Consider the following 22,697-nt stretch of genomic DNA (forward strand, 5'->3'; position numbering starts at 1 on the left):
CTGCACGACGGCGGGGCCCACCCTCAACGGTGGGCCCCGCCGTCGTACGGCCGTCAAGACGGTCGGAGCCGGTCCGCTTCAGGGCTCGCAATAAGCTCCCTGAGGGCGGCAACATGCGCTTGGTACGCCCGTGCCCCGGCGGGTGTCAGGGTGGCCCACGTCTTGACCCGTCCCTTGCCGGTGGGTTTGTGCAGGGAGATGTAGCCGGCCTCTTCCAGAACCTTTAAGTGCTTGCTGGTGACGGAGTCGGCCACGCCCAGCATGTCCCTGACAACACTGAATTCCGCTGTGCTGACGCTGCTCAAAAAGGCGCAGATCCGCAGGCGGTTCGGGGCATGGATGACGTCGTTGAGCCCTGCGTTCATGAGGCGTTCCGCAATTGCCTGCGCAGGGAGGCATCAAAACGGCTCCCCAGGACATTGGTGGCCACAAAGACCACTGCCGCCGCCAGCCACGCGGGCCAATGCAGGCCGTGCACGGCGTGAAAATAATAGGACACCCCCATGGCCAGCACCATGATGAGCATGAGCGGCACCGTCCACCAGCTGGCCCTGCCCGCGGTGAGGCCGTTGATCCACATCCCGGTCCTGGCCTTGTAAAGCGACACCAGCAGGCCAAGGCCCGCAAAGTAGGCAAGACCCACGGCAATCTGCACGGCGACGCCGCCGGTGGTGAACGCGAGCATGAACACGGCCACCAACAGACCCAGCACCGGGTGGTACCACCACGGACTGATCAGGCGGTCGGCCGCTGCGGATCTGGCCTCCGCCACGGCATCAAGGGCTTGGCGTGCCTGCATTGAAGAATTGTTTTCCATACCGGAAAGTCAATCATTTTCCATCACGGAAAGTCAAGGACGGCCTGCAGTGCGCGCCGCCTGCATCCGCCAGCGGTTCCGCCGCCTGGAACCGGCGTGCCGCGGGCGCAAAAAAGCCGCCCGGGTGGGCGGCTTTCCTGCGTCTTGAGGCTTCTACTTGGCGGGACCGTCGGGATCTGCCCCCGGGGCGGGCGCCTGGGCCTGGGCAGGCTCCCCGGGCTGGGCGGCGGCAGCCTGGGCGGGCGCCTGGGCAGTATCCGCCCCGGCCGGAGGCGCCACGGGTTCCACCCGGATGCCGTACTGCGGACGCCCGTCGGGAAGATCCGGGAACTGGCCGCGGCTGGGGCCCGTCAGCGGGGCCTGGCCGGGGCGGTCGTTGCTGGTGGCGGCGTCATCGACGGCGGCATTGTCCCCGGCAACAGGGGCGTAGGGATCATGCCAGGCCTCGGGGCGTGCCGGAGCCGGGCCGGCCGGGGGCTGTGCAGGCGGGAGGTGCCCCCCGGGCACGGCGCCACCGGGCCGGGGCGCAATGACATTGGACTTCATGGGCAGTTGGGCCAACAGCCGCCGGGCGTCGCCGGCAACATCCGGGGCCACAATGACGTCATAGCTGCTGGCCAGCACCTGGTTGGTGGAGGTGAAGTCGCGCCTGCCGCGCTGGGCGGCGTAGCCAATAATGGCAAAGAGCATCCACAGCGCCGCGCCGAGCAAAACGGACGTCATCACATTCAGTGGCATCTGGCCGGCATTGGCTGCGGAGTCGAAAAAGGAGAGCATGACGCCAATGAAGAGACCAAACCACGCACCCGTCATGGCACCGGTCAACGCCACCCGGGGGTAGCTGAGCTTGCCGGTGACCCGCTCCACCATTTTCAGGTCATTGCCCACAATGGAGACGTAACGGACGGGGAACTTCTCATCCGCCAGGTAGTCCACAGCCTTTTGGGCATCCAAATATGAGGTGTAGGAACCAATAGTTTCTCCCGTGGGAACACTACGGCCCTGATCCGCGGTCGGGGTGCGTCCAAAAAGGTTAGCCATAGGCTCCATTGTTCACCATCTGCAGGGGCATTGGCTGGAGTATCGCTGGCAGTGAAATGACCAGCCGGTGGAGCTTGGCCGGCAAGCGGTGGTTGGGCCATTGCTCGGCGGGGGAAGTAGCCTGTATCTGTGAGCACTCAACCTACCCGCATCTTTGTGTCCCGATTATTGGGCCTGGACGTCTTTGACCCCATTGGGGACCGGCTGGGCAAACTGCGCGACGTCGTGGTGCTGGGCCGCGGCGGCACCAGCGCCCCGCATGCCGTGGGCATCGTGGTGGAGGTTCCGGGTAAAAAACGCGTCTTTGTGCCCATGACGCGGCTGACCTCCATGGATCAATCCCAAATCATCTGCACGGGTCTGGTCAATTTGCGCCGTTTTGAACAACGCGGTGCCGAGCAGCTGGTGGTGGGCAACATTTTTGACCGCAAGGTCACGCTGGTCGACGGTGGTGACATGGCTGTCATTGAAGACATTGCCATGGACCAGCAGCGCAATGGCGACTGGCTGGTGACGAAGATGTTCGTCCGCCGCGGTGCTTCCACTTCCCGGCTGCGCGGGCTGCGGCGCGGGCACACCATGTTGATCGACTGGTCCGAGGCCAGTGCCGATGACGCCACGGCCCCGCAAAGCGCCACGGTCTTCGTAGCCACGCACGAGGACCTCAAGGCGGCCGACTTTGCCGACGCCCTGCAGGAAATGTCCGACAAGCGCCGCATTGAAGTGGCCGGGGAACTTCAGGATGAACGCCTGGCGGACATCATGTCCGAGCTTCCCGAAGACGACCAGGTCACCCTGCTGTCCGCGCTGGACAATGAGCGGGCAGCGGACGTGCTGGAGGAAATGGATCCCGACGACGCCGCCGACCTGCTGGCCGATCTGCCCCATGCCAAGGCTGAGGAGCTGCTGCTGCTCATGGAACCCGAGGAGGCCAAGGACGTCCGCCGCCTGCTGCAGTACGCCGAGGGCACGGCAGGGGCCCTCATGACCCCTGTTCCGGTGATTCTGCCCCCGGAGGCCACGGTGGCCGAGGCGCTGGCGCATGTGCGCAGCGAGGACCTGTCCCCCTCCCTTGCCTCCGCGATCTTCATTTGCCGCCCGCCCCTGGAAACCCCCACGGGCCGTTTCCTCGGGGTGGTCCACATTCAACAGCTTCTGCGCAGCGCCCCGCCCGAAATGTTGGGCACCATCGTGGACAAGAACCTTGAGCCCGCCTCGGACCAGGATGACATCAGCACCGTCAGCCACATCATGGCCTCCTATAATTTGAATTCCCTGCCGGTGGTCAACAAGGAGGGCCGGCTGGTGGGAGCCGTGACGGTGGATGACCTGCTGGACCATCTGCTGCCCGAGGACTGGCGCACCCACGACGACGGCGCCCCGATCCGCAAGTTGGGAGGACGCATTGGCTGAGCGGCACCACATCAAGGGCGGTGGGCTGGATACGCCCATGGAGCTTAAATCCCGCTTCCTGCCAAGCCTCACCAGCGACCCCGATTTGTTTGGCCGCTTTGCCGAACGGTTTGCCCGCTACATGGGAACGGCAAACTTCCTGCTGTACATGACCATTTTTGTGGTGGTGTGGATTGCCTTGAACGTGGTGGGCCTCTTTGGCCTGCGGTGGGACCCCTATCCCTTCATCCTGCTGAACCTGTTCTTCTCCACGCAGGCCTCCTACGCCGCGCCCTTGATCCTGCTGGCCCAAAACCGCCAGGACGACCGGGACCGTGTCCAAATTGAACAGGACCGTTCCCGCAACGAGCGCAACCTCGCCGACACCGAATACCTCACCCGTGAAGTTGCCGCGCTGCGCATCTCGCTGCGTGAGGTGGCCACCCGTGACTTTGTCCGCTCCGAACTCCGCGGCCTGCTGGAGGACCTGGTGGCCCTGCAAAACGACGCCGACGCCGAGGAGGCGGGCGAGGCCCACCACAACCCGGCCACCAGCACCAAGACGCCGCCTTCCCCGCGGTCCACAAATTCCTAAGGCAGCCATGACCACCCACTCCACACTGCTTGCCGCCCTCGCCACGGTCATTGACCCGGAGCTGCGCCGTCCCATCACCGATTTGGGCATGGTGGAATCGGTCCAGGTGGAAGAAAACGGCCGGGCACGCGCCGTCATCCGCCTGACCGTGGCAGGCTGCCCGCTGCGCGAAACCATCACCGCCGACGTCACCGCCGCCTTGTCGGCGTTGGCGGGCGTGGCCGGCGTTGATGTGGAGCTGACGGTCATGACGCCCGAACAGCGCGCGCAGCTGAAGGAGCGGCTCAAGGGCGGTGCCGCCGAACGGGGCATCCCCTTCAACGCCGAGGGCTCCTTGACCCGGGTGTACGCGGTGGCCAGCGGCAAGGGCGGGGTGGGCAAATCCAGCGTGACGGTGAACCTGGCCTGCTCCCTGGCGGCCCGCGGCCTGCGGGTGGGCATCGTGGATGCCGACATTTATGGTTTTTCAGTGCCCGGGCTGATGGGCATCACCCAGGCACCCACGCGGGTGGATGAGATGATTTTGCCGCCGGTGGCCCACGGCGTGAAAGTCATTTCCATTGGCATGTTTGTGGCCGGGAATCAGCCGGTGGCTTGGCGCGGGCCCATGCTGCACCGGGCGTTGGAACAGTTCCTTTCCGATGTCTACTTTGGTGATTTGGACGTCCTGCTGCTGGATTTGCCGCCGGGGACCGGGGATGTGGCCATTTCCGTGGCCCAGTTGCTTCCCAAGGCCGAAATTCTCGTGGTGACCACCCCGCAGGCCGCAGCGGCCGACGTGGCCGAACGCGCCGGCGCCATTGCCGTGCAGACTGGCCAGAAGGTGGCGGGCGTCATTGAGAACATGTCATTTTTGACCCTGCCCGACGGCAGCACCATGGAGTTGTTTGGCTCCGGTGGCGGCACCCTTTTGGCCCAGCGCCTGACCCGGACCGTCAACGCACCGGTGCAGCTGCTGGGTCAGATTCCCTTGGATGTTGCCCTCCGCGAAGGCGGCGACGCCGGCATGCCCATCGTGCTCGCAGACCCCGGCTCGGCCGCCGCCAAGGCCCTGGCAGGAATTGCCGAGGCCCTGGCGCAGCGTCCCCGCGGCCTGGCCGGGATGAAGCTGGGCGTCACCCCCGTTTAGCAAAGCCGCCTGGACGCAGGCCGGCCGCGCAGAGGGCCATAACCGGCATTAAGCAGCATTGCCTCCGCACAGGGTGGGGAGGCAATGCTGTGTTCTTGACAAATTGCCGGCGCCGGCCCGGGACAGCTCAGGTGGCTTCGACGTCGTACGGAGCCAGCTGCCCCGGTGCCAGCCGCACCACCTCAGGCGCGGCAGGGATGGCCTCCGGCGTTGTCACGGCCTTGCCCGAATCCTTGCCCAGCACGGAGGCGAGAGCATCGCCGGGGGCCGCCTTCAGGGACTTCAGGGTGTCCAGATCACCGTCGTCAAGGAGCGCTTCGCGAATGATGCGGCGGGGGTCGTACTGGCGCGGGTCAAGCTTCTTCCAGTCAATGTCATCAATATCAACCCCGGCCTCCTCCTTGATGGTTTCACGCGCACCGGAAGCCATCCTGCGCACTTCGCGGATGAGGTTCTTCAGCTTCTCCACATACCCGGGAAGCCGGGTGGGGCCAATCACTAAGAGCGCCAAAACGAGAATGAGGATCAGCTCGGGGGTATTGATACCAAACACGTTAGGAAGATTACCCTCTCAACAGTCAAAGCAACGATTCTTGCGCGGTAACGCTGGAACTTCCTGGTCTCGTCGCGCGCTCTCCCACAGCCAAAACACCGGCGGGGCCGGGCTGCCGTCCCTACGCCATGCGCGGCAGTGACAGCAGCGGCTTGCGCACTGCTTTGCTGCCGCGGTCCCTCCCGGGCGCACGGTCGGCCAGGGATTCGCGCAACATGGCCCGGCCCCGGTGGATGCGCGAACGCACGGTGCCCAGTTTAATGTTCAGCGCGTGCGCCACCTCGTCATAGGACAGGCCCTCCATGTCGCACAGGACCACCGCGGCGCGGAAGTCCGGAGGCAGCGCCTCCAGTGCGGCGGCCACGTCGGCGTCCAGATTGTTGAATTCAAAGCTGCGTTCCGGGCCGGGATCATTGCCGGGAAGCCGGGCGGCCGCATCCTCGGACAAAGCATCGAAACGAATCCGCTGCCTGCGCCGGGCCTGGTCAAGGAACAAGTTGGTGGTGATCCGGTGCAACCAGCCATCGAGGGTGCCGGGCTTGAAATTGGCCAGGGACTTAAAGACCCGCACAAAGACTTCCTGGGTGAGGTCCTCGGCGTCGTACCTGTTGCCGGTGAGGCGGTAGGCGAGCCGGAAAACCTTGGCTGAATGGTTTTCCACCACCTCATCCCAGCTGGGAGTGCTCCATTCGCTGCGCCCGGGAACGGCGCCGGGGGCAGTGTTGGCGGGGCCGGCTGACTCGTTCATGGCAGCACCTCACGTCTTTGGTCCTTGCCGGGACCTCAAGATCCGGACCAAGAGAAGTCTCTCGGGTAGCAACAGTGTGCCAAATCAAGCTGGCATTTGGCTGAACGGTCCCATCCTGACCGCGGGGCCAACAGGCAGTAGGCTAGGGTGATCCACCGCGAGAGTTGAGGAAACGCCCATGAGCGCCGATAAATCCACCAGCTGGTCCTATGCAGAGGGCCTCCCCGTGGAGGACGTCGTTTTGCGGCGTGCCCGGGAACGTTCACATGAACTGGGGCTTTTTGCCGTCAGCCCGGGGGTGGCCGCCGCGTTGACGGTGTTGGCAGCGGTGTCCAAGGCCCAGACGGCCGTTGAGGTGGGCACCGGGGCCGGCGTGTCCGGCGTGGCACTGTTGCGCGGCTTGAGCCCCCGGGCCGTGCTGACCACCATTGACCCCGACGTGGATCATCTCAAGGCCGCCCGCGAAGCATTTACACACGCGGGAGCGCCCGCCAACCGCACCCGCACCATCTCCGGCCGGGGCCAGGACGTGCTGCCGCGGCTGACCGACTCCGCCTACGATCTGGTGTTCATTGACGCGGACAAGCCCAGCTTCCCCGACTATGTGGAGCAGGGCGTGCGCCTGCTCAAGCCCGGGGGGCTGCTGATTGTCAACGACGCCCTGGACAAGGACAGGGTTTCCGACCCCGCCATCCGGGAAAGCAACACCGTGGTGCTGCGGCGCGTGGGGAAGATGGTGCGTGAGAACGAAGCGCTCATGACAGCCATGCTGCCCACGGGCGACGGGCTGCTGCTGGCGGTCAAGCGCTGAAGCCACACGCTTGAATCTTCCCGGCAGACCCCAGGCCGGGGATTGAAACAAAAAGCAATGGGCGGAACAGCTTGCGCCGTTCCGCCCATTGCGGGATGAACCTTATTCGGTGACGCCCACCAGGCATTCCTTGAGGCTTCGTGCCTCATCTGCGTTCATCTCCACGACGAGCCGGCCGCCGCCCTCCAAAGGAAGCCGCAAAATCAAGCTCCGACCCTCTTTAGTAACTTCCATTGGACCGTCGCCGGTTCTGGGTTTCATGGCCGCCATCAGGAGTTCCCCTTTTCGTAGTGCATACCCGCGCATTCCGGATTCCCGGCATGCCGTCAGTGTTGTACTGCTCACAGCCCATTATTCCGCACTTGTGGGCCCCGGTGCTAATCGGCACAAAGGCATGCGGGCGCGTGTCGGGCCAGCGGGCAGCCCACTGGCGCTCCTAGGGCGGCCAGGTCTGCCCGGTGGTGATCGCCACCCATTGCCACAGCCACTCCACCCAGACAATTTGCAAGAGGGTGAACATGGCCAGCACGCACCACCTGTACGCCCGTGCAGGGGAAAGGAACACTGCCGCCAGTGCCAGCGGGAACATGGGCAGCAGCATCCGGAAAGTGCTTGACTGCGGGTGCAGCACCGCCAAAAGATACAGCAGGTACATGCCCGACCAGCCCAGCAGCTCCGGCCCGATCCGGCGTGCGGCCCTGGCATTGAAGCACAGGGCGGCAATGACCACCAGCAGCACCGGCAGCACCGGTCCCCACAACGGCCCCACCAAGTCCACGCCGGCCTCGAACCAGGGCTTGAACAGCACCAGTCCGCCACCGCCGCGCCACGCGGTTTCGGTGTCGGTGTAGGCGTTGCGCTCCCCGGTGACCCACCAGGCGGTGAGCATCCAGGCAAAGGCCATGACGGCACTGAAGGCGGTGAGCACCACTGCGGCAATCACGTCCCGGGCCGGGAAGGGCTCCTGGTGGCGGCGGCGCCAGCGCAGTGCCAGGTGCAGGGCAACCACTGCGGCGAAGGGAACGCCTGCCGGCCGTGACACGCACAGCAAAAACACCACCGGCATGGCCGCCCAATATTTGCCCCGCACCAGCAAGTGCAGTGCCGCGGCCAGGAAAAACAAGCCCAGCGACTCCGCGTAGGGAACCTGCAGAATCGCCGAGACGGGGAAAAAGGCGCAAAAGGCCACCCCCCACAGGGCATTGGCGGGCGCGGCAAAATTGCGGAACAGGAGGTAAATCATCAGCATGGCCGCCAGGCCCGCAACAGTTGCCATCATGGCGCCGGCGGCGGGCCAGCCCCAGCCCGTGATGGCAGCCAAGCCGCGCACCAAAAGTGGAAAAGCCGGATAAAAAGCCCACTCATTGGCATACGCCGCGCCGTCGGGGTCCCGGGGAATGGCCTGGGGATACCCGTTGTTGAAGATTCGTTCATACCACCCCGCGTCCCAACGGTTGATGAACGTCAGGTAGCCGGGCTGGCGCCCGCCCCAGGGCGAGTCATCGGCGTGCCAGGCGCTCCCCAGAAAAATTCCGTAGGACACCAGACGTGCCGCGGCGTACACCAGGGTGACCTTAAGCCACCATGGGGCCCGCCGCAGGGGCGCCAACAGCCGGCGCAGCAGCAGGTACAGCCGGTCATTGATGGTCTGCTTCTGTCGAGCACCGGGAGCCCGGCCCGCCACAAACGCCCCTGCACCGGGTCCGCGGCTCACCCGGGAACACCCTGGCGGCCACCAGCTGCAGTGGGCGCCAGCCAGCACTGGGGTTCGTGGTCATTGACCACGCCCACGGCCTGCATCATGGCGTAGGCGGTGGTGGGTCCAACAAAGGAAAAACCCAGTTTCTTCAAGGACTTGGCCAACTGCAGCGATTCAGGCGTTTGGGCGGGAATTGACCCGCCGGGAGGCCGCGGCGCATCCCGGGCATGGGCGCGCAGCAGTGAAGCCAGCGTGGTTCCCTGGGGCAGGGCCAGCAGGGCCCTTGCATTGCCAATGGTGGCATTGATCTTCAAACGGTTGCGGACAATGCCTGCATCCGCCAGCAGCCGGGCAACATCGTGAGCATTAAAAGCTGCCACCTGTACGGGATCGAAGCGGCAAAAAGCGGCCCTAAAAGCTTCCCGTTTGCGCAGGATCGTCAGCCAGCTCAACCCTGCCTGAAAGGCCTCAAGGCTGAGACGTTCAAAGAGTTCCTGCTCACCGGCGACGGGCCGGCCCCATTCGGTGTCGTGATAGATCCGGTACTGCTCGTCCTTGTCCAGACCCGGCCAGCGGCAGCGCGGCTTCTCACTGTCCACCGGGGGCTGCCTCCTTGGACAATGTTGCGGCCGGCTCCGTCATGTCAGGCTTTTCCGGGGCAGGAACAGCACCGGGTGCGTGCCTGCCGGGTTCAGCTGACTCCAACTGCGCGATGCGCCGGTCCTTGGCTGCCAGCTCATCACGGAGCCGGTCCAGAACCTCATCGACCTGATCCATCCGGTAGCCGCGCAGACCCAGCGAGAAGCGCACCTTGTCCACATCAGCCGGTGTGGGCTGCTGCGGCAGCAGCACCGGCGGTAAAGTCGCCACCGGGGACAGCAGCCCGTCGCGCCGGATGGCGGCGTCCGGGTCCTGTTTGTTCAGCCCCACCACGTACAGGGCCACGGCCGCCGCCACCATGACGGCTAGGAAAATCAAGAAGTAGGTCACTAGACCATGGTGCCAGATGGCTGGCGGCCACTCTTTTTCGTGAAGTCCGCTGGGGCAGGTGTTGCCAAGCCGGCTCCCGATCCCAGGGCCGGGACAGGGGCTAGACCCTGTCCCCGGCCTTGCCCTTCATCACCATTTCCACCGCTTCCTCGGCGGTGTCCACCAGCGAAATGATGTCAAGGTCCCCGGCGGAAACGAAGCCGTGCTCCAACATGACCTCCCGGATCCAGTCCAGGAGCGGGCCCCAAAAACCGCTGTCCACCAACACGATCGGGAATTGCCGGACCTTGCTGGTCTGCACCAGAACCATGGCCTCAAAAAGTTCATCCAGGGTCCCCAAACCCCCGGGCAAAACCACAAACCCCTGGGCGTATTTCACAAACATGGTCTTGCGGGCAAAGAAGTAGCGGAAACCCACCCCCAAACCGACCCATGCATTCATGCCCTGCTCAAAGGGAAGTTCAATGCCCAAGCCCACCGACAATCCGCCAGCCTCCGCAGCCCCGCGGTTGGCAGCCTCCATGGACCCGGGGCCGCCGCCGGTGATGACGGCAACGCCGGCCTCCGCCAGGCGGCGCCCCACCTCAACCCCGGTGGCGTAGTGCGGGGAATCCGGCTTGGTGCGGGCAGAGCCGAAAACGCTCACGGCCGGGCCAATTTCAGCAAGGGCATCAAAACCCTGCACAAACTCGCTTTGGATGCGCATGACCCGCCATGGATCGGTGTGCGTAAAACCGCCGCTGGGCGGGCTCTCCAGCAATCTGGAATCCGCCGTTTCGTGGCCCTGGCTGTTTTGCCGCCACACGCCAAAGGGCTGCCCTTGTACATTGAGGTGGTTTGATCCTGTGGGTGCGCTCATTGCCCTAGGGTACTGGAAAACCGCCAGTGGCCCGACTCACAATATCTCGTTAGCGTTACGATCCAGCCCCAAAGCGGCATTTCCTTTACCCTGCCGCGGGAATGTCGATACATTCGTTGCATGACAAATCCCGTACACGCTCCTGCGCTGGTGGAGTTGCAAGCTGTCAACAAGCATTACGGTGCGCTTCACGTACTTCAGGAGATCAATCTCCAAGTTGCCAAAGGCGAGGTTCTGGTTGTCATTGGCCCCTCCGGGTCAGGCAAGTCGACCCTGTGCCGGGCCATCAACCGGCTTGAAACCATTGACAACGGCTCCATTAAAATTGAGGGCAAGGAACTTCCCAAGGAAGGCAAGCAGCTGGCAACGCTGCGGGCCGACGTGGGCATGGTGTTCCAGTCCTTTAATTTATTTGCCCACAAGACCATTCTTGAAAATGTGACCCTTGGCCCCATCAAGGTCAAGGGCATGAACAAGGCCGACGCCGACAAGCTCGCCATGGGCCTGTTGGACCGTGTTGGCGTGGGACATCAGGCGGCGAAAATGCCGGCCCAGCTCTCCGGCGGACAGCAGCAGCGGGTGGCCATCGCCCGGGCCTTGGCAATGAAGCCAAAGGTCATGCTCTTTGACGAGCCCACCAGCGCCTTGGATCCGGAAATGATCAACGAGGTCCTGGACGTCATGGTGGAACTGGCCAAGGATGGAATGACCATGGTGGTGGTCACCCATGAGATGGGCTTTGCCCGCAAAGCCGCGGACCGCGTGATTTTCATGGCTGACGGGCAAATCGTCGAAGAAGCCACACCCGATCAGTTCTTCACCAACCCCCAAACCGCCCGGGCCAAGGACTTCCTGTCCAAGATCCTGACCAACGGCTAAAGACACTCCCCAGTTTTAGGCCCCTGCGGCCACTAGTTGCACCGGCCCTGCGGGGCCGTTTACGAAAGGAATCCCATGAAAATGTTTTTTGGCAAAAAGGGCCTCGGCGTCGCGGCCATCCTCACGGCGGCAGCACTGTCCATGACAGCCTGCGGTGGCGACACCGCCGACTCCGGCTCCGACTCCGGCGAGTCACCGGCATTTGAAGTTGCCACCGACGTTTCACTGACCGGCAGCCCCACTTTTGATGCCATCAAGTCAGCTGACAAGATCCGTATTGGTGTCAAGGAGGACCAGCCCGGTCTGGGCTTCCTGGACGCCGCCACCGGCGAGCGCACAGGCTTCGACATTCAAATCGCCACGTGGATGGCAGCCTCCCTGGGCATGGCCCAGGACAAGATTGAATTCAAGGCCATCCCCTCGGCCAACCGTGAATCCGCGCTGGCCAACGGCGATGTGGACCTGTACGTGGGCACCTACTCCATCACTGACAAGCGCAAGGGCCTCGTTGGTTTTGCCGGCCCGTACTTTGAAACAGGCCAGGGCCTGTTGGTGAGCAAGGACAACTCGGACATCACCAGCGAGAAGGATCTCGACGGGAAAAACGTCTGTTCCGCAACGGGTTCCACGCCGATTCAGTACATCAAGGAGAACTTCCCCGCGGTCAAGACAACCGAGTTCGACATCTATTCCAAATGCGTCGACGCCCTCAAGACCGGCAGCGTTGACGCTGTCACCACCGACCAGGCCATCCTGTTGGGCTTTGCTTCACAGGATCCTGACAACCTGAAGGTTGTGGGCGAACCCTTCACCGTGGAGAAGTACGGCGTTGGCCTGCCGCTGGCGGACACGGAGCTGCGCAGCTTCCTGAACACCACGCTCACCGAGGGCGGGGACACCTGGAACAAGATCTACGACGAAACCCTGGGCAAGTCAGGCACCAAGGTTGAACAGCCGGCAGTAGAGCAGTACTAACACGTCCTGGCTGGGGTGCGGCGCCGAAGGTTTCGGTGCCGCACCCCAGCTTGTCCCCTTCAATTCACTGAAAGCGACACTGCCCTGTGAATGTACTTATCGACAACAGCGACTTGTTCCTCACCGGGTTCAAGAACACCGGAATCCTGTTTGCTTTTTCCGCGTTGTTCTCCCTGGTGCTGGGCACAATTGTCGCTGGCATGCGCGTCTCGCCGGCGCCTGCCATGCGTGCCACCGGCACGCTTTATGTAAATGCCGTCCGCAACACCCCGTTGACCTTGATCCTGGCCTTCTTTGCCTTGGGCTACCCCCGACTTGGACTGCCCCCGGTCAACTTCCTGGTGGCGGCCATCATTGGCCTGTCCCTGTACACGGCAACCTATGTCTCCGAAGCCATCCGTTCAGGCATCAACACGGTTTCCGTGGGCCAGTCCGAGGCTGCCCGCGCCATTGGCATGCCGTTTATCCAAACCTTGACCCTGATCGTGTTGCCGCAGGCATTCCGCTCGGTGGTTCCGCCCCTGTTCAGCGTCTTCATTGCACTGTTGAAAAACACCACCGTCGCCGCGGGCTTCTCCGTGGTTGAAGCCGGTTACATCCGCGCCGCATTGAGTGAGCGCGGTGAGCCGCTGCTGCCTGGTCTGCTGTGGGTGGCCCTGATCTTTGTGGTGCTGGTGCTTGGCATCCTGACGCCGCTGCAACGCTACCTCGAGAAGAAGTGGAAGGTGGCGCGATGAGCTCGGTGCTTTTTGACGTTCCCGGCCCCAAGGCCCGCACCCGGAACATGTTCTTAAACGTCATCACCGCAGTGGTGGTGGCGGCCATCATCGGCTTTATTTTGTACCGCTTTAATGAATCCGGCCAGTTCACCGCCAAGAAGTGGGAGATCTTCACCTTCCCGCGGGTGCAGCAGACTTTCCTGGAGGCCATTGGCGCCACTTTGAAGGCTTTTGGTGTTGCTGCGGTGGCCAGCCTGGTGCTGGGCGTCCTGCTGGCCTTTGGGCGCCTGGCGCAGAGCAAGTGGCTGAGCCTGCCGTGCTACTGGTTCACTGAACTGTTCCGTGCAGTGCCGCTGTTGATCCTGATGATGATCATGTACTACGGCCTGCCCTCAGCCGGCGTGGAGGGCATCACGCCCTTCATTGCCGTGGTGGTGGGGCTGACCCTGTACAACGGCTCGGTTCTGGCCGAAGTGTTCCGGGCCGGCATTGAATCCCTGCCCAAGGGCCAAAGCGAAGCCGGCCTGGCCATTGGCATGACCCGCGGCCAGGTGCTGCGCGGCATTTTGCTGCCCCAGGCCGTGCGGGCCATGCTCCCGGTCATCATTGCCCAGCTGGTGGTCATCATGAAGGACACCGCCCTGGGCTTCCTGATCACCTACAACGAGATCCTGTACTACGCCACGTTCCTGGGATCCCAGGGCCAGTACGGTTCCCCGCTGGTTCCGGCGCTCATGGTCGCGGCAGTGGTCTACGTGGGGCTGTGCCTGATCCTCTCCGGCGTCGCCAAAGTGGTGGAGTCGAAAATGTCCTCGCGCGTCAAAGCCGTCAAGGCCAAGACCAAGGGCATCCAAGTGGGTTAGCCCAGCAAGGCATGAAAAATGCGGTGGATGAGCGCATCCACCGCATTTTTCATACCCTTTTCAGGGCGTGAGCCACCGGAGGAGCGCAGCCAGGCATTCACGCACAGCCTCCGCATGCACATGCTCATTGTCGCTGTGCGCCAACAGTGCGTCCCCTGGCCCGAAGTTCACTGCCGGAATGCCCATTTCACTGAGCCTGGCCACATCCGTCCAACCGTACTTGGGCAGCGGGGCGCGTCCCACGGCGTCGACAAAGGAGGCCGCGGCCGGTGCTGTGAGGCCGGGGCGGGCACCGGATGAGGAGTCCGTGCGGATGAGTTCGAACCCGGTCAGCAGCCCACGCACGTGGGCCTCTGCCTCGTCGGGGGTTTTGTCGGGGGCAAAACGGTAGTTCACCTCCACCACGCAGGCATCGGGAATGACGTTTCCGGCAGTGCCGCCATGGATCTTTACCGCATTGAGCGATTCGCGGTAGTCCAGCCCCTCCACGGTGATGGTTGCCGGCTGGTATGCGGCCAGACGGGCCAGGATGGGCGCTGCTGCATGAATGGCGTTCTCCCCCATCCAGGCCCGGGCGGAGTGGGCAGCCACCCCCCGCGTTGACACCTCAAAGCGGATGGTGCCATTGCACCCGCCTTCCACCGTGCCATTGGTGGGTTCAAGCAGGATGCCAAAATCGGCATCCAACAACTCCCGGTTCTCCCGCACCAGGCGCCCCAGCCCGCTCTTTGCCGCCGCCACCTCCTCGTGGTCATAGAAAATGTAGCTCACGTCCTTGCTCGGCTCCCGCAAGGTGGCCGCGAGGGCGAGCTGCACGGCCACCCCGCCCTTCATGTCCGTCGCTCCGCGCCCGTACAGGACATCCCCGTCCCAGGAGCTGGGCACCGTGCCGCGCGCACCTGCAGTGGTGGGCAGCGGCACTGTGTCCAGGTGCCCGGCCAGGATCACCCGCTCAGCCCGGCCCAGTTCCGTGCGGGCCACAATGGAGTCGCCATTGCGGGTCACGTGCAGGTGCGGCAGGGAGCGCAAGGCAAGCTCCACGGCGTCGGCCAGTTCCTTTTCATTGCCTGAAACGCTCTCAATGTCCATCAAGGCAGCTGTCAGCGCGGCCACGTCGCCGTGCAGGTCAAGCACGGCCGTCCGTGGGGTGGAGGGCGTCTGCCGGGCGGGGTGGGGGGTATGGGTCATGGGCTCAAGTTTAGCGGGGCAAAAAAAGATTAAAACTTTTTCAATCCAATTCCAATCCAACTTCCCCCCGGGCTCCGAAGTACTACCTGACAGCCCACCGCCGGATGAAATGTCCGGAAGCGGTGCGGGACGCATGACGGAATTCCTTTCCGCTTTCACACAATGGAGAATCATCATGAACAGCACCAAGAAGTTCGGTACCCGCAAAAACCTCAGCATGGGCTTGGGCTTCCTTGCCATTGCCGCCCTGGGCTTGACCTCATGCAGCTCGGGCAGCACCGATGCCGAGGCCACGTCCGAGGCACCCATGGCCAGCGCGGAAGCCACCATGGAGAGCACCGCCCCCATGGCTCCGGAGTCCACCATGGCGATGGACCCGGCCAGTGAGCTGGTGGGTGCCGGTTGTGCATCCTACGCCGCGGCAGTTCCCAGTGGCGCCGGCTCGGTTGCCGGCATGGCCATGGATCCGGTAACCACGGCGGCGTCGAACAACCCGCTTTTGAAGACGCTCACCGCAGCCGTCACCGGCCAGCTGAACCCGGACGTTGACCTGGTTGACACCTTGAACTCCGGCGAATTCACCGTCTTCGCACCCGTTGACGACGCCTTCGCCAAGATCCCGGCCGAGACCATCGAGGGCCTCAAGACCGACACCGACACCTTGACCTCCATCCTGACCTACCACGTGGTCCCCGGCCAGGTCTCCCCCAGCGAGCTCAGCGGCATGTACGCCACGGCCCAGGGCGGCGAGCTGGAAGTCACCGGCAGCGGCGACAACTTGATGGTCAACGACTCCAAGGTCATCTGCGGTGGCGTCAAGACCGCCAACGCGACCGTGTACCTGGTTGACACCGTCCTGATGCCCCCGGCCAAGTAACCATTGCGCCGGCACTAAGGAAATACAGCAACACGTGGAAGGAATTGGGTCCATGGAGCCAGGGCGTGGCAAGGTTGATACCATGCGATTGCCTTGGCTCCGGCCTGTGGAGCCTCTGGCGCCACCCACCCACGAAGAACTAATCCGCCTCGTCGCCCTCGGCGACGAGGCGGCGTTTGAGGAACTGTACGACGCGGTCGCGCCCAGGGTCTACGGATTGGTGCGCCGCGTCGTGCGGGACCCGGACCAGAGCCAGGAAGTGACGCAGGAAGTCTTCGTGGACGTGTGGTCCCAGGCGGCCCGTTTCGACGCCGACAGGGGCAAGGCCATTTCCTGGATTCTGGTCATAGCCCACCGCAGGGCAGTGGACAGGGTCCGGGCCAGCCAGGCCAGCATGGACCGCGACCTGCGGCAGGGCATCAAGGAGTTTCAGGAAAGTTACGACGACGTCGCGGACATCGTGGAAACCCGCATTGAAAGTGAACGTGTCCGCAAGGCAATGGAATCCCTCACCAATTCCCAGCGGGAAGCAATCAGCTTGGCCTACTACGGTGGATGCACGCACCAGGAAGTGTCCGAGCTGCTGAAGATCCCGGTCGGTACAGTTAAGACAAGAATACGGGACGGCATGGTCAGGCTCAGGGACCAGTTAGGGGTGGCATGATGGAAAAACAACTGCATTTGCTCACCGGTTCCTACGCCCTGAACTCCCTGACGGATGATGAGCGCAGCGACTTTGAGCGTTCAGCACTCTTTGACCCTCAGACCTTGGAAGAGGTCCGCAGCCTTAGCGAGACGGCGTCCCTGCTGGCCTATGCCACACCCGCCGAGGCTCCTCCGGAAGCTTTGAAGGCCAACGTCATGGCCGCCATCCGCAACACCCGCCAGCTCCCTGCCAGTTCAGTGGTGCGTGACATCTCCTCAGCCCGCAAGCAAGGTGCGCGGGAACGCGGAGCGGGCACTGCGGCGGGCGCCGCAGGCGGATCCGCACAAAACCGACGCTGGGTGCCGGCACTGAGCGCCGCAGCAGCGCTGCTTTTGTTCGGTGGCGTGGGCGCTGGCAGCTGGGTGGCCGGCCAAAACTCGGTCAGCAATGACCCGCAGCAACAGGTGGCCCTGGAACAAATGCAGGAACAGCTGAACCAGACCGAGGAAAACCAAAAGACCATGCTGGCCATCATGAGCGCAGCTGACACCAAAATCGCCACCACACCGCTGGCCGGTGGCGTCACAGTCACGGTTGCTTCCTCGGAAGCCGCCAACCGGGCAGCTGTCATGGTCAATGAAATGCCTGAACTGCCGGCGGACAAATCCTATGAACTGTGGCTCATCTCCGCCGCAGGGGCCGTTCCGGCAGGCTTGATGGGCGGCACGGAACAACCTGCCCTGCAGATCCTGGAGGGCCAACTCGGGGCCGCAACGCACGTGGGGATCACCGTGGAACCCGCCGGCGGATCCGACGAGCCCACCACCACGCCGCTCTTGGTGCAGGAAATTTAAACCGCGCCTCCTTCCAGCCAATCCAGAAGGCCCTTGGCTCCGAAGTACTTTCAGGTATTTCATCGGGGCACCGTACGGCGTCCACCCAAGAGTTCAGAGGAGTTTGCCATGGGCAGGCGGAACACAGCGACAAAACGAACACCTTGGCGGGAGCTGGGTGCAGGTGCCCTGATGGGGGTGATCAGCGCCGCGGTCCTGTTTGGCATTGCCGAACTGTTGGCGGCATTTTTTGCCCCGGCCGCATCCCCCCTGGGGGCGACGGGGTCCACCTTCATTGACTTCACCCCCAAATGGTTGAAGAACTTTGCCATCGAAACCTTTGGCACCAATGACAAATTTGTGCTCCTGCTCTCCATGGGCATTGCCGCAGCTGTGCTGGCAGCCATCACAGGCATCATTGCCCGGCGCTCCCTGCGCCTGGCCACGGGCATCATTTTTGCCCTGGCCGTGGTCATGGGGATCTGCATTGTGACCCGTGCCTTGGCCGGGCCGTTGGATCTTATTCCGCTGGCCATTGGCACCCTGGCCGGGGTGCTCTCGCTGCGTTTGCTGGCAATACCGGCAAGCCAGGGGTCCCCCGCGGGGTCGCCGGCCACCGCCGCCACTGATGCCCCTGCCCCGGTGCAGGACGGCACGGCCCGGCGCACCTTCCTGATCCGCTCCGTTGGCCTGGCCGGCGTTGCGGTCCTTGCCGGCTTGGGGACATTGGGCGGCGAGGCCCTTTCCGCCGGACGCAGGGCAGCCAGGGCCTTCCGGGAATCATTGACGCTCCCGGCCCCGAAAATCAAGGCCCCGGCACTTCCGGCCGGGGTGCAGGCACCGGTGGAGGGCCTGACGCCCTTCGTCACCCCCAATGCCGACTTTTACCGGATTGACACCGCACTGGTGGTGCCGGAGGTGGATCCCAGCAACTGGTCGCTGCGGGTGCATGGGATGGTGGAGGAGGAATTCGAGATCACCTTTGACGAGCTTCTGGCCTCCGAACTCATTGAATCCCACGTCACCTTGACCTGTGTCTCCAACACCGTGGGCGGCAATTTGGCCGGCAATGCCAAGTGGCTCGGGTTCCCCCTGCGTGAGGTCATGGCCCGCGCCAAGCCGCTGGCGGAAGCGGACATGGTCCTGTCCACCAGTGTTGACGGCTTCACCGCCTCCACCCCCCTGCCGGTCCTGCAGGATGACAGGGACGCGATGCTGGCCGTGGGCATGAACGGCGAACCCCTTCCGCTGGAGCACGGTTTTCCCGTGCGCATGGTGGTTCCCGGCCTGTACGGCTTTGTTTCGGCCACCAAGTGGGTGGTGGACCTTGAAGTCACCACCTTCGCCCAGACCAAGGCCTACTGGAGCACCCGCGGCTGGTTGGAGCGCGGCCCCATCAAGATGTCCTCCCGCATTGAGGTGCCCCGCGCCTTGGGCCGCATTCCGGCCGGCACCGTCGCCATTGGCGGCAGCGCCTGGGCGCAGACCAAGGGCATCTCCAAGGTTGAGATTCAGCTCGACGGCGGTCAGTGGCAGGAAGCCGAGCTGGCCACGGAAGCCAGCGTGGACACCTGGCGCCAATGGTCCTTCCTGTGGAATGACGCCCCGGCAGGAAACCACAAGGTGCGGGTCCGGGCCTACGATGCGGACAACGAGTTGCAGATCGAGGACCAGGCCCCGCCGGAGCCCGACGGCTCCACCGGCTGGCACACCATCAACTTCACCGTCACGTGACACGTCCCCGACGCCGCGAGGCAGGGTTATCGCGGCACGCCGGATAAACTGTTGACATGACTGAGACGACTGCCTCCACTGAACTGTCCGCCCACGGCTTTGGCCTGGCCACCATCACCGGCTCGGGCGCCATCCTGGATGTCTGGTTCCCGGCTCCCGCACTGGGTGTGGCCGCCGGCAGCCTGGCCGATGCGCCCGAGGCCGAGCCGGCCCTGGTGGCTTTGGCACAAGCAGGTGCCGACGAGGACCGTGACGTAAAACAAAGCGTGGTCTTCGCCCAAATCAAGCTCGACGCCGAACCGGTCGACGCCGTTGACGCCTACCTGCGCCTGCACCTGCTCTCCCACCGCCTGGTCGCCCCCAACAGCATCAACCTGGACGGTATTTTCGGGAAGTTGAACAATGTGGTCTGGACCAACTTTGGTCCGGCCGCCGTGGACGGCTTTGAGCTCACCCGGGCCAAGCTGCGCCGCCGCGGGACCGTCACCGTGTATTCCGTGGACAAGTTCCCCCGCATGGTCGATTACGTCATTCCCACCGGCGTGCGCATTGCCGACGCCGACAGGGTCCGCCTGGGCGCGCACCTGGCCGAAGGCACCACGGTCATGCACGAAGGCTTCGTGAACTTCAACGCCGGCACCCTGGGGACCTCCATGGTGGAGGGCCGCATTTCCGCCGGCGTGGTGGTGGGCAACGGCACCGATGTGGGCGGCGGCGCCTCCATCATGGGCACCCTTTCCGGCGGCGGGCGGGAGCGCATCGCCCTGGGCGAGCGGGTGTTGTTGGGTGCAAACTCGGGCGTGGGCATCAGCATTGGGGACGATTCGGTGGTGGAGGCCGGCCTGTACGTGACAGCCGGCACCCGCGTGCGCGTCCCCGGACCCAAGAACGCCGATGGTGAGGACACCGTGGTGGTCTTAAAGGCCAGCGAACTCTCAGGCGTGCCGAATCTGCTCTTCCGCCGCAATTCCACCGACGGCGGCGTTGAGGTTTTGCCCCGGAAGGGCACCACAGTGGCCCTCAATGAGAGTCTGCATGCAAACTAGCTCCTCCCGGGCCCGGCGCCTGGTGGGATGGTTGGGCGTGCTGGTGGTTTCCGCCGGGCTGCTCATTGGCGGCGGCATCTGGTTGACCTCCGGCATTAGGGACGCCCTGGCCCCGGGACTGTCATTTGGCTGCACGGCGGTGGTCAACGGCACGGAGTTCAAGCTGGCTTTGGACCAAAGCGAAAATGCTGCCTTGATTGCTTCGCTTTCAGCCCGGCGTGGCATGCCGGCCCGGGCGGCGTCCATTGCCTTGGCCACTGCCCTGCAGGAATCCAAACTGCGCAACATTGACTACGGCGACCTCGATTCAGTGGGCCTGTTCCAACAGCGACCGTCCCAGGGCTGGGGAACGGTGGAGCAGATCATGGATCCGGCGTATTCGGCCAACGCCTTTTACGACGCCCTGGCGGAGGTTCCCGACTACGTCAATCTGCCCATCAATGACGCGGCGCAAATTGTGCAGCGTTCAGGCTACCCCGAGGCGTACGCGCAGCACGAACCGCTGTCCCGCGCCTTTGCCTCGGCCTTGACCGGCCAGTCTCCCCAGGCCCTGAGCTGCACGCTGCCCGCCGCCGGGGCGGGATCATCCAGCCCGGAGGCAGTCATGGCGGCGGCGCAGGCAGCCCTGGGACCTGTGCCCGTGCGGACCGGGGACTCGGACACCACGGCGGGGACCGGGGCTGTGCTGACCTTTGACGTCACCGAGGCCACGGGCTGGGCCACTGCGCACTGGGCCGTGGCCCATGCCCAGAGCCTTGGCATTGAAACTGTCAGCCATGCGGGCCTGCTGTGGGACCGCAATGCCAATGCTGAAACCCACAACCTGGGTTGGCAGCAGGGCAGCAAGGTGCCCGCCGCGGAAGTGTCAGTCACACTTGCGCAGACGGCAGCTGGTTAGGAGTCAAACCAGCTGCTCCACGACGGGCCGGACGTAGCTGCAAAAAGCGTCCTGGTCATCAAGCAGCTTTGAGCTCATGATGATTTTGTCGGGCTCAATGAACCATGCCCGTGGTTGGGCCAGGGGCACCTCCAGAATGGACAAGGTGAAGTCCCGGGCATTGCGTCCCAATTCCATTTCCCGGTTTTGCACCAGTTCAGCCAGAATCCTGTGTCCACCCATGGTCTCCCGCTGTGCCGCCATCATGGCGTACTGCTGCGCCCGCTCCCCCGCCCAGCCCAGCGCCGAGCCGTAGTGGGCCCGCGCCACCCGCTGCAGTGCGGGCATGGTGCCAAGTTCCGGAAAGTCCGGGGCCGTCAACGCCGGAGCCTGCGGAAAACCCTCCACCAGCTGCTCCCACCAGAATTCCCACTGCCGGCGGAGCGCCGGGTTGCCGCCCACATCGCTGGTCAGCATGGAATGGTCAGCCGCGCGCACCGTCGGCGCCACATGCGACAGTGCCGGGTTCCCGGCCCCTTCCAGGCCCGCCACGTCCCGCAGGTACAGGGCCACCAGCATGGGGTGGCAGGTGTCCATGGTGATGCGCCAGCCAGGGCCGCCAGTATGATGCACGTCTCCACCCTCCACCCGCCGCAGGGATGCCGCGGCACATGGCCTAGGTTACTCCCACCGGGCCAAGTAATCACGCATCGGCGAAGATGCGCTTCGCCCCGATACGCGGCGGCCCAACCCCTGGGTTGCGGCCGGAAGTGCTCAGCCTTGAAGAAGTTCTGCCAGGTGGCGGCGGAGTGTGGCCTGGCCCTCCTGGGGCGCGGCCCAGGCCGGTTGCAGCACCAGCCGCAAACTTAGACCATCCAGGAGTGCAATGAGCCGCTGCGCCTCCTCCAGCGCAACCAGTCCCGCAAGGGCAAGCGGGCTTTCCAGCAGTCGCAGCAGCACCCGTCCCACCACGGCTCCGGTGGCCCGGTAATCATCCTGGGCAGCCTGGGAAAGTGCGGCGGTGGTGCGGGCCTCAAGCATGAACTCCATGTGGACCGCGGCATCTGCCCGGCGCCGTTGATCCAGGGGCAGGAGCTCCTCCAGCACGGCCGCGCACGCATCCACCAATTCCTGCGCACCGGCAGGCAGTTCCGTTTCCTCCAGGACCACAAGCCGTTCCAGCGCCCGCAAGTGGATGCGTTCGGAGTTCACCATAAAGGCGAACTCCATGAGTTCAGCCTGATTGTCAAAGTAGTGCCGCACCGAGCCCAGCGCCAGGTCCGCGGCATCAGCGACGGTCCGCAGCGAAGCCTGGGCCAGGCCCCGTTCGCCCACCACCGCAAACACGGCATCTGCTATGAGTTCACGGCGGGCATCGGCATTGACAATTTTAGGCACACCTCTGTTTTAGCACACTTGTGTGGCC

The 22,697-nt window shown here is 64.1% G+C and carries 27 protein-coding genes; 14 read left to right on the top strand and 13 right to left on the bottom strand.

Going from position 1 to position 22,697, the window contains the following annotated elements; translation table 11 throughout:
• Window positions 1-53: 53 nt before the first annotated feature.
• The 3 genes from ACFUCV_RS07775 to ACFUCV_RS07785 all read right to left on the bottom strand — a co-directional run bounded on the left by ACFUCV_RS07775 (window position 54) and on the right by ACFUCV_RS07785 (window position 1,858).
• On the bottom strand, window positions 54-365 hold the full coding sequence (locus ACFUCV_RS07775; protein ID WP_380814217.1) for a transcriptional regulator: 312 nt from the start codon (window positions 363-365) through the stop codon (window positions 54-56).
• Entirely contained in the window at window positions 362-799 is a 438-nt protein-coding gene (locus ACFUCV_RS07780; protein WP_380814220.1) for a hypothetical protein, read from the bottom strand. Before ACFUCV_RS07780 ends, ACFUCV_RS07775 begins: the two co-directional genes overlap by 4 nt.
• Window positions 800-970: 171 nt before the next feature.
• Window positions 971-1,858: a general stress protein gene (locus ACFUCV_RS07785; protein WP_380814223.1), complete on the bottom strand. Its 888-nt coding sequence runs from the start codon at window positions 1,856-1,858 to the stop codon at window positions 971-973.
• 129 nt (window positions 1,859-1,987) lie between these two features.
• Here ACFUCV_RS07785 and ACFUCV_RS07790 point away from each other — a divergent pair, with 129 nt between their 5' ends.
• Genes ACFUCV_RS07790 through ACFUCV_RS07800 form a run of 3 tightly spaced genes read left to right on the top strand, consistent with a single transcriptional unit; the run spans window position 1,988 to window position 4,974 of the window.
• Window positions 1,988-3,271, top strand: coding sequence for a magnesium transporter MgtE N-terminal domain-containing protein (locus ACFUCV_RS07790; protein ID WP_380814225.1), 1,284 nt, complete (start codon window positions 1,988-1,990; stop codon window positions 3,269-3,271).
• Window positions 3,264-3,845 (top strand): DUF1003 domain-containing protein, encoded by a 582-nt coding sequence (locus ACFUCV_RS07795; protein ID WP_380814227.1) that lies wholly within the window; start codon window positions 3,264-3,266, stop codon window positions 3,843-3,845. Before ACFUCV_RS07790 ends, ACFUCV_RS07795 begins: the two co-directional genes overlap by 8 nt.
• 7 nt (window positions 3,846-3,852) lie before the next feature.
• On the top strand, window positions 3,853-4,974 hold the full coding sequence (locus tag ACFUCV_RS07800) for a P-loop NTPase (protein WP_380814231.1): 1,122 nt from the start codon (window positions 3,853-3,855) through the stop codon (window positions 4,972-4,974).
• A gap of 127 nt (window positions 4,975-5,101) precedes the next feature.
• Here the strand turns inward: ACFUCV_RS07800 and ACFUCV_RS07805 are convergent, their stop codons facing one another.
• Both ACFUCV_RS07805 and sigE read right to left on the bottom strand, forming a co-directional pair.
• Window positions 5,102-5,527: a Sec-independent protein translocase TatB gene (locus ACFUCV_RS07805; protein ID WP_380814234.1), complete on the bottom strand. Its 426-nt coding sequence runs from the start codon at window positions 5,525-5,527 to the stop codon at window positions 5,102-5,104.
• Window positions 5,528-5,648: 121 nt separating this feature from the next.
• Window positions 5,649-6,275, bottom strand: a complete 627-nt coding sequence (gene sigE, locus ACFUCV_RS07810) for an RNA polymerase sigma factor SigE (protein ID WP_380814237.1) — start codon at window positions 6,273-6,275, stop codon at window positions 5,649-5,651.
• A 178-nt stretch (window positions 6,276-6,453) separates the two neighbouring features.
• Here sigE and ACFUCV_RS07815 point away from each other — a divergent pair, with 178 nt between their 5' ends.
• On the top strand, window positions 6,454-7,086 hold the full coding sequence (locus ACFUCV_RS07815) for an O-methyltransferase (RefSeq protein ID WP_380814239.1): 633 nt from the start codon (window positions 6,454-6,456) through the stop codon (window positions 7,084-7,086).
• A 102-nt stretch (window positions 7,087-7,188) separates the two neighbouring features.
• Here ACFUCV_RS07815 and ACFUCV_RS07820 read toward each other — a convergent pair whose 3' ends face one another.
• From ACFUCV_RS07820 to ACFUCV_RS07840, 5 genes are all read right to left on the bottom strand, one after another.
• Window positions 7,189-7,356, bottom strand: coding sequence for a DUF3117 domain-containing protein (locus ACFUCV_RS07820; RefSeq protein WP_380814488.1), 168 nt, complete (start codon window positions 7,354-7,356; stop codon window positions 7,189-7,191).
• A gap of 166 nt (window positions 7,357-7,522) precedes the next feature.
• The gene (locus ACFUCV_RS07825; RefSeq protein WP_380814241.1) at window positions 7,523-8,800 is read right to left on the bottom strand and encodes a hypothetical protein; all 1,278 of its coding nucleotides are present in this window, start codon (window positions 8,798-8,800) and stop codon (window positions 7,523-7,525) included.
• Window positions 8,797-9,384, bottom strand: a complete 588-nt coding sequence (locus tag ACFUCV_RS07830) for a DNA-3-methyladenine glycosylase I (protein ID WP_380814243.1) — start codon at window positions 9,382-9,384, stop codon at window positions 8,797-8,799. Before ACFUCV_RS07830 ends, ACFUCV_RS07825 begins: the two co-directional genes overlap by 4 nt.
• Window positions 9,374-9,775, bottom strand: coding sequence for a DivIVA domain-containing protein (locus ACFUCV_RS07835; protein ID WP_380814246.1), 402 nt, complete (start codon window positions 9,773-9,775; stop codon window positions 9,374-9,376). Before ACFUCV_RS07835 ends, ACFUCV_RS07830 begins: the two co-directional genes overlap by 11 nt.
• A gap of 100 nt (window positions 9,776-9,875) precedes the next feature.
• On the bottom strand, window positions 9,876-10,634 hold the full coding sequence (locus ACFUCV_RS07840; protein WP_380814249.1) for a TIGR00730 family Rossman fold protein: 759 nt from the start codon (window positions 10,632-10,634) through the stop codon (window positions 9,876-9,878).
• A 120-nt stretch (window positions 10,635-10,754) separates the two neighbouring features.
• Between ACFUCV_RS07840 and ACFUCV_RS07845 the strand changes: the two genes are divergently transcribed.
• The 4 genes from ACFUCV_RS07845 to ACFUCV_RS07860 all read left to right on the top strand — a co-directional run bounded on the left by ACFUCV_RS07845 (window position 10,755) and on the right by ACFUCV_RS07860 (window position 14,070).
• A complete protein-coding gene (locus tag ACFUCV_RS07845) occupies window positions 10,755-11,513 on the top strand; it encodes an amino acid ABC transporter ATP-binding protein (RefSeq protein ID WP_380814251.1) in 759 nt (252 codons plus the stop codon).
• An 81-nt stretch (window positions 11,514-11,594) separates the two neighbouring features.
• Window positions 11,595-12,488, top strand: a complete 894-nt coding sequence (locus ACFUCV_RS07850) for a glutamate ABC transporter substrate-binding protein (protein WP_380814491.1) — start codon at window positions 11,595-11,597, stop codon at window positions 12,486-12,488.
• 86 nt (window positions 12,489-12,574) lie between these two features.
• Window positions 12,575-13,225, top strand: coding sequence for an amino acid ABC transporter permease (locus ACFUCV_RS07855; RefSeq protein ID WP_380814254.1), 651 nt, complete (start codon window positions 12,575-12,577; stop codon window positions 13,223-13,225).
• Window positions 13,222-14,070 carry an amino acid ABC transporter permease gene (locus ACFUCV_RS07860; RefSeq protein WP_380814257.1) on the top strand — a complete coding sequence of 283 codons (849 nt, stop codon included), beginning with the start codon at window positions 13,222-13,224 and terminating at the stop codon, window positions 14,068-14,070. Before ACFUCV_RS07855 ends, ACFUCV_RS07860 begins: the two co-directional genes overlap by 4 nt.
• Window positions 14,071-14,130: 60 nt before the next feature.
• Here ACFUCV_RS07860 and dapE read toward each other — a convergent pair whose 3' ends face one another.
• On the bottom strand, window positions 14,131-15,258 hold the full coding sequence (gene dapE / locus ACFUCV_RS07865) for a succinyl-diaminopimelate desuccinylase (protein ID WP_380814260.1): 1,128 nt from the start codon (window positions 15,256-15,258) through the stop codon (window positions 14,131-14,133).
• A 175-nt stretch (window positions 15,259-15,433) separates the two neighbouring features.
• Here dapE and ACFUCV_RS07870 point away from each other — a divergent pair, with 175 nt between their 5' ends.
• The 6 genes from ACFUCV_RS07870 (at window position 15,434) to ACFUCV_RS07895 (ending at window position 21,292) form a co-directional block, all read left to right on the top strand.
• The gene (locus ACFUCV_RS07870; RefSeq protein ID WP_380814263.1) at window positions 15,434-16,135 is read left to right on the top strand and encodes a fasciclin domain-containing protein; all 702 of its coding nucleotides are present in this window, start codon (window positions 15,434-15,436) and stop codon (window positions 16,133-16,135) included.
• An 82-nt stretch (window positions 16,136-16,217) separates the two neighbouring features.
• A complete protein-coding gene (gene sigK / locus ACFUCV_RS07875) occupies window positions 16,218-16,799 on the top strand; it encodes an ECF RNA polymerase sigma factor SigK (protein WP_380814265.1) in 582 nt (193 codons plus the stop codon).
• Window positions 16,796-17,635: an anti-sigma factor domain-containing protein gene (locus ACFUCV_RS07880; RefSeq protein ID WP_380814267.1), complete on the top strand. Its 840-nt coding sequence runs from the start codon at window positions 16,796-16,798 to the stop codon at window positions 17,633-17,635. Before sigK ends, ACFUCV_RS07880 begins: the two co-directional genes overlap by 4 nt.
• A 108-nt stretch (window positions 17,636-17,743) precedes the next feature.
• Entirely contained in the window at window positions 17,744-19,348 is a 1,605-nt protein-coding gene (locus ACFUCV_RS07885; protein WP_380814269.1) for a molybdopterin-dependent oxidoreductase, read from the top strand.
• A gap of 56 nt (window positions 19,349-19,404) precedes the next feature.
• Window positions 19,405-20,394: a 2,3,4,5-tetrahydropyridine-2,6-dicarboxylate N-succinyltransferase gene (gene dapD / locus ACFUCV_RS07890; protein WP_380814271.1), complete on the top strand. Its 990-nt coding sequence runs from the start codon at window positions 19,405-19,407 to the stop codon at window positions 20,392-20,394.
• Complete coding sequence (locus tag ACFUCV_RS07895) at window positions 20,384-21,292, top strand: hypothetical protein (protein WP_380814273.1); 909 nt, start codon at window positions 20,384-20,386, stop codon at window positions 21,290-21,292. The genes dapD and ACFUCV_RS07895 overlap by 11 nt, the downstream gene beginning before the upstream one ends.
• A 3-nt stretch (window positions 21,293-21,295) precedes the next feature.
• Here ACFUCV_RS07895 and ACFUCV_RS07900 read toward each other — a convergent pair whose 3' ends face one another.
• Complete coding sequence (locus ACFUCV_RS07900; protein WP_380814276.1) at window positions 21,296-21,904, bottom strand: hypothetical protein; 609 nt, start codon at window positions 21,902-21,904, stop codon at window positions 21,296-21,298.
• Between the two features lie 141 nt (window positions 21,905-22,045).
• Window positions 22,046-22,669, bottom strand: a complete 624-nt coding sequence (locus tag ACFUCV_RS07905) for a TetR/AcrR family transcriptional regulator (RefSeq protein ID WP_380814278.1) — start codon at window positions 22,667-22,669, stop codon at window positions 22,046-22,048.
• Window positions 22,670-22,697 lie beyond the last annotated feature (28 nt).

This window comes from Specibacter sp. NPDC057265 (assembly GCF_042668835.1).
In the GTDB taxonomy this organism is placed as follows: domain Bacteria; phylum Actinomycetota; class Actinomycetes; order Actinomycetales; family Micrococcaceae; genus Specibacter.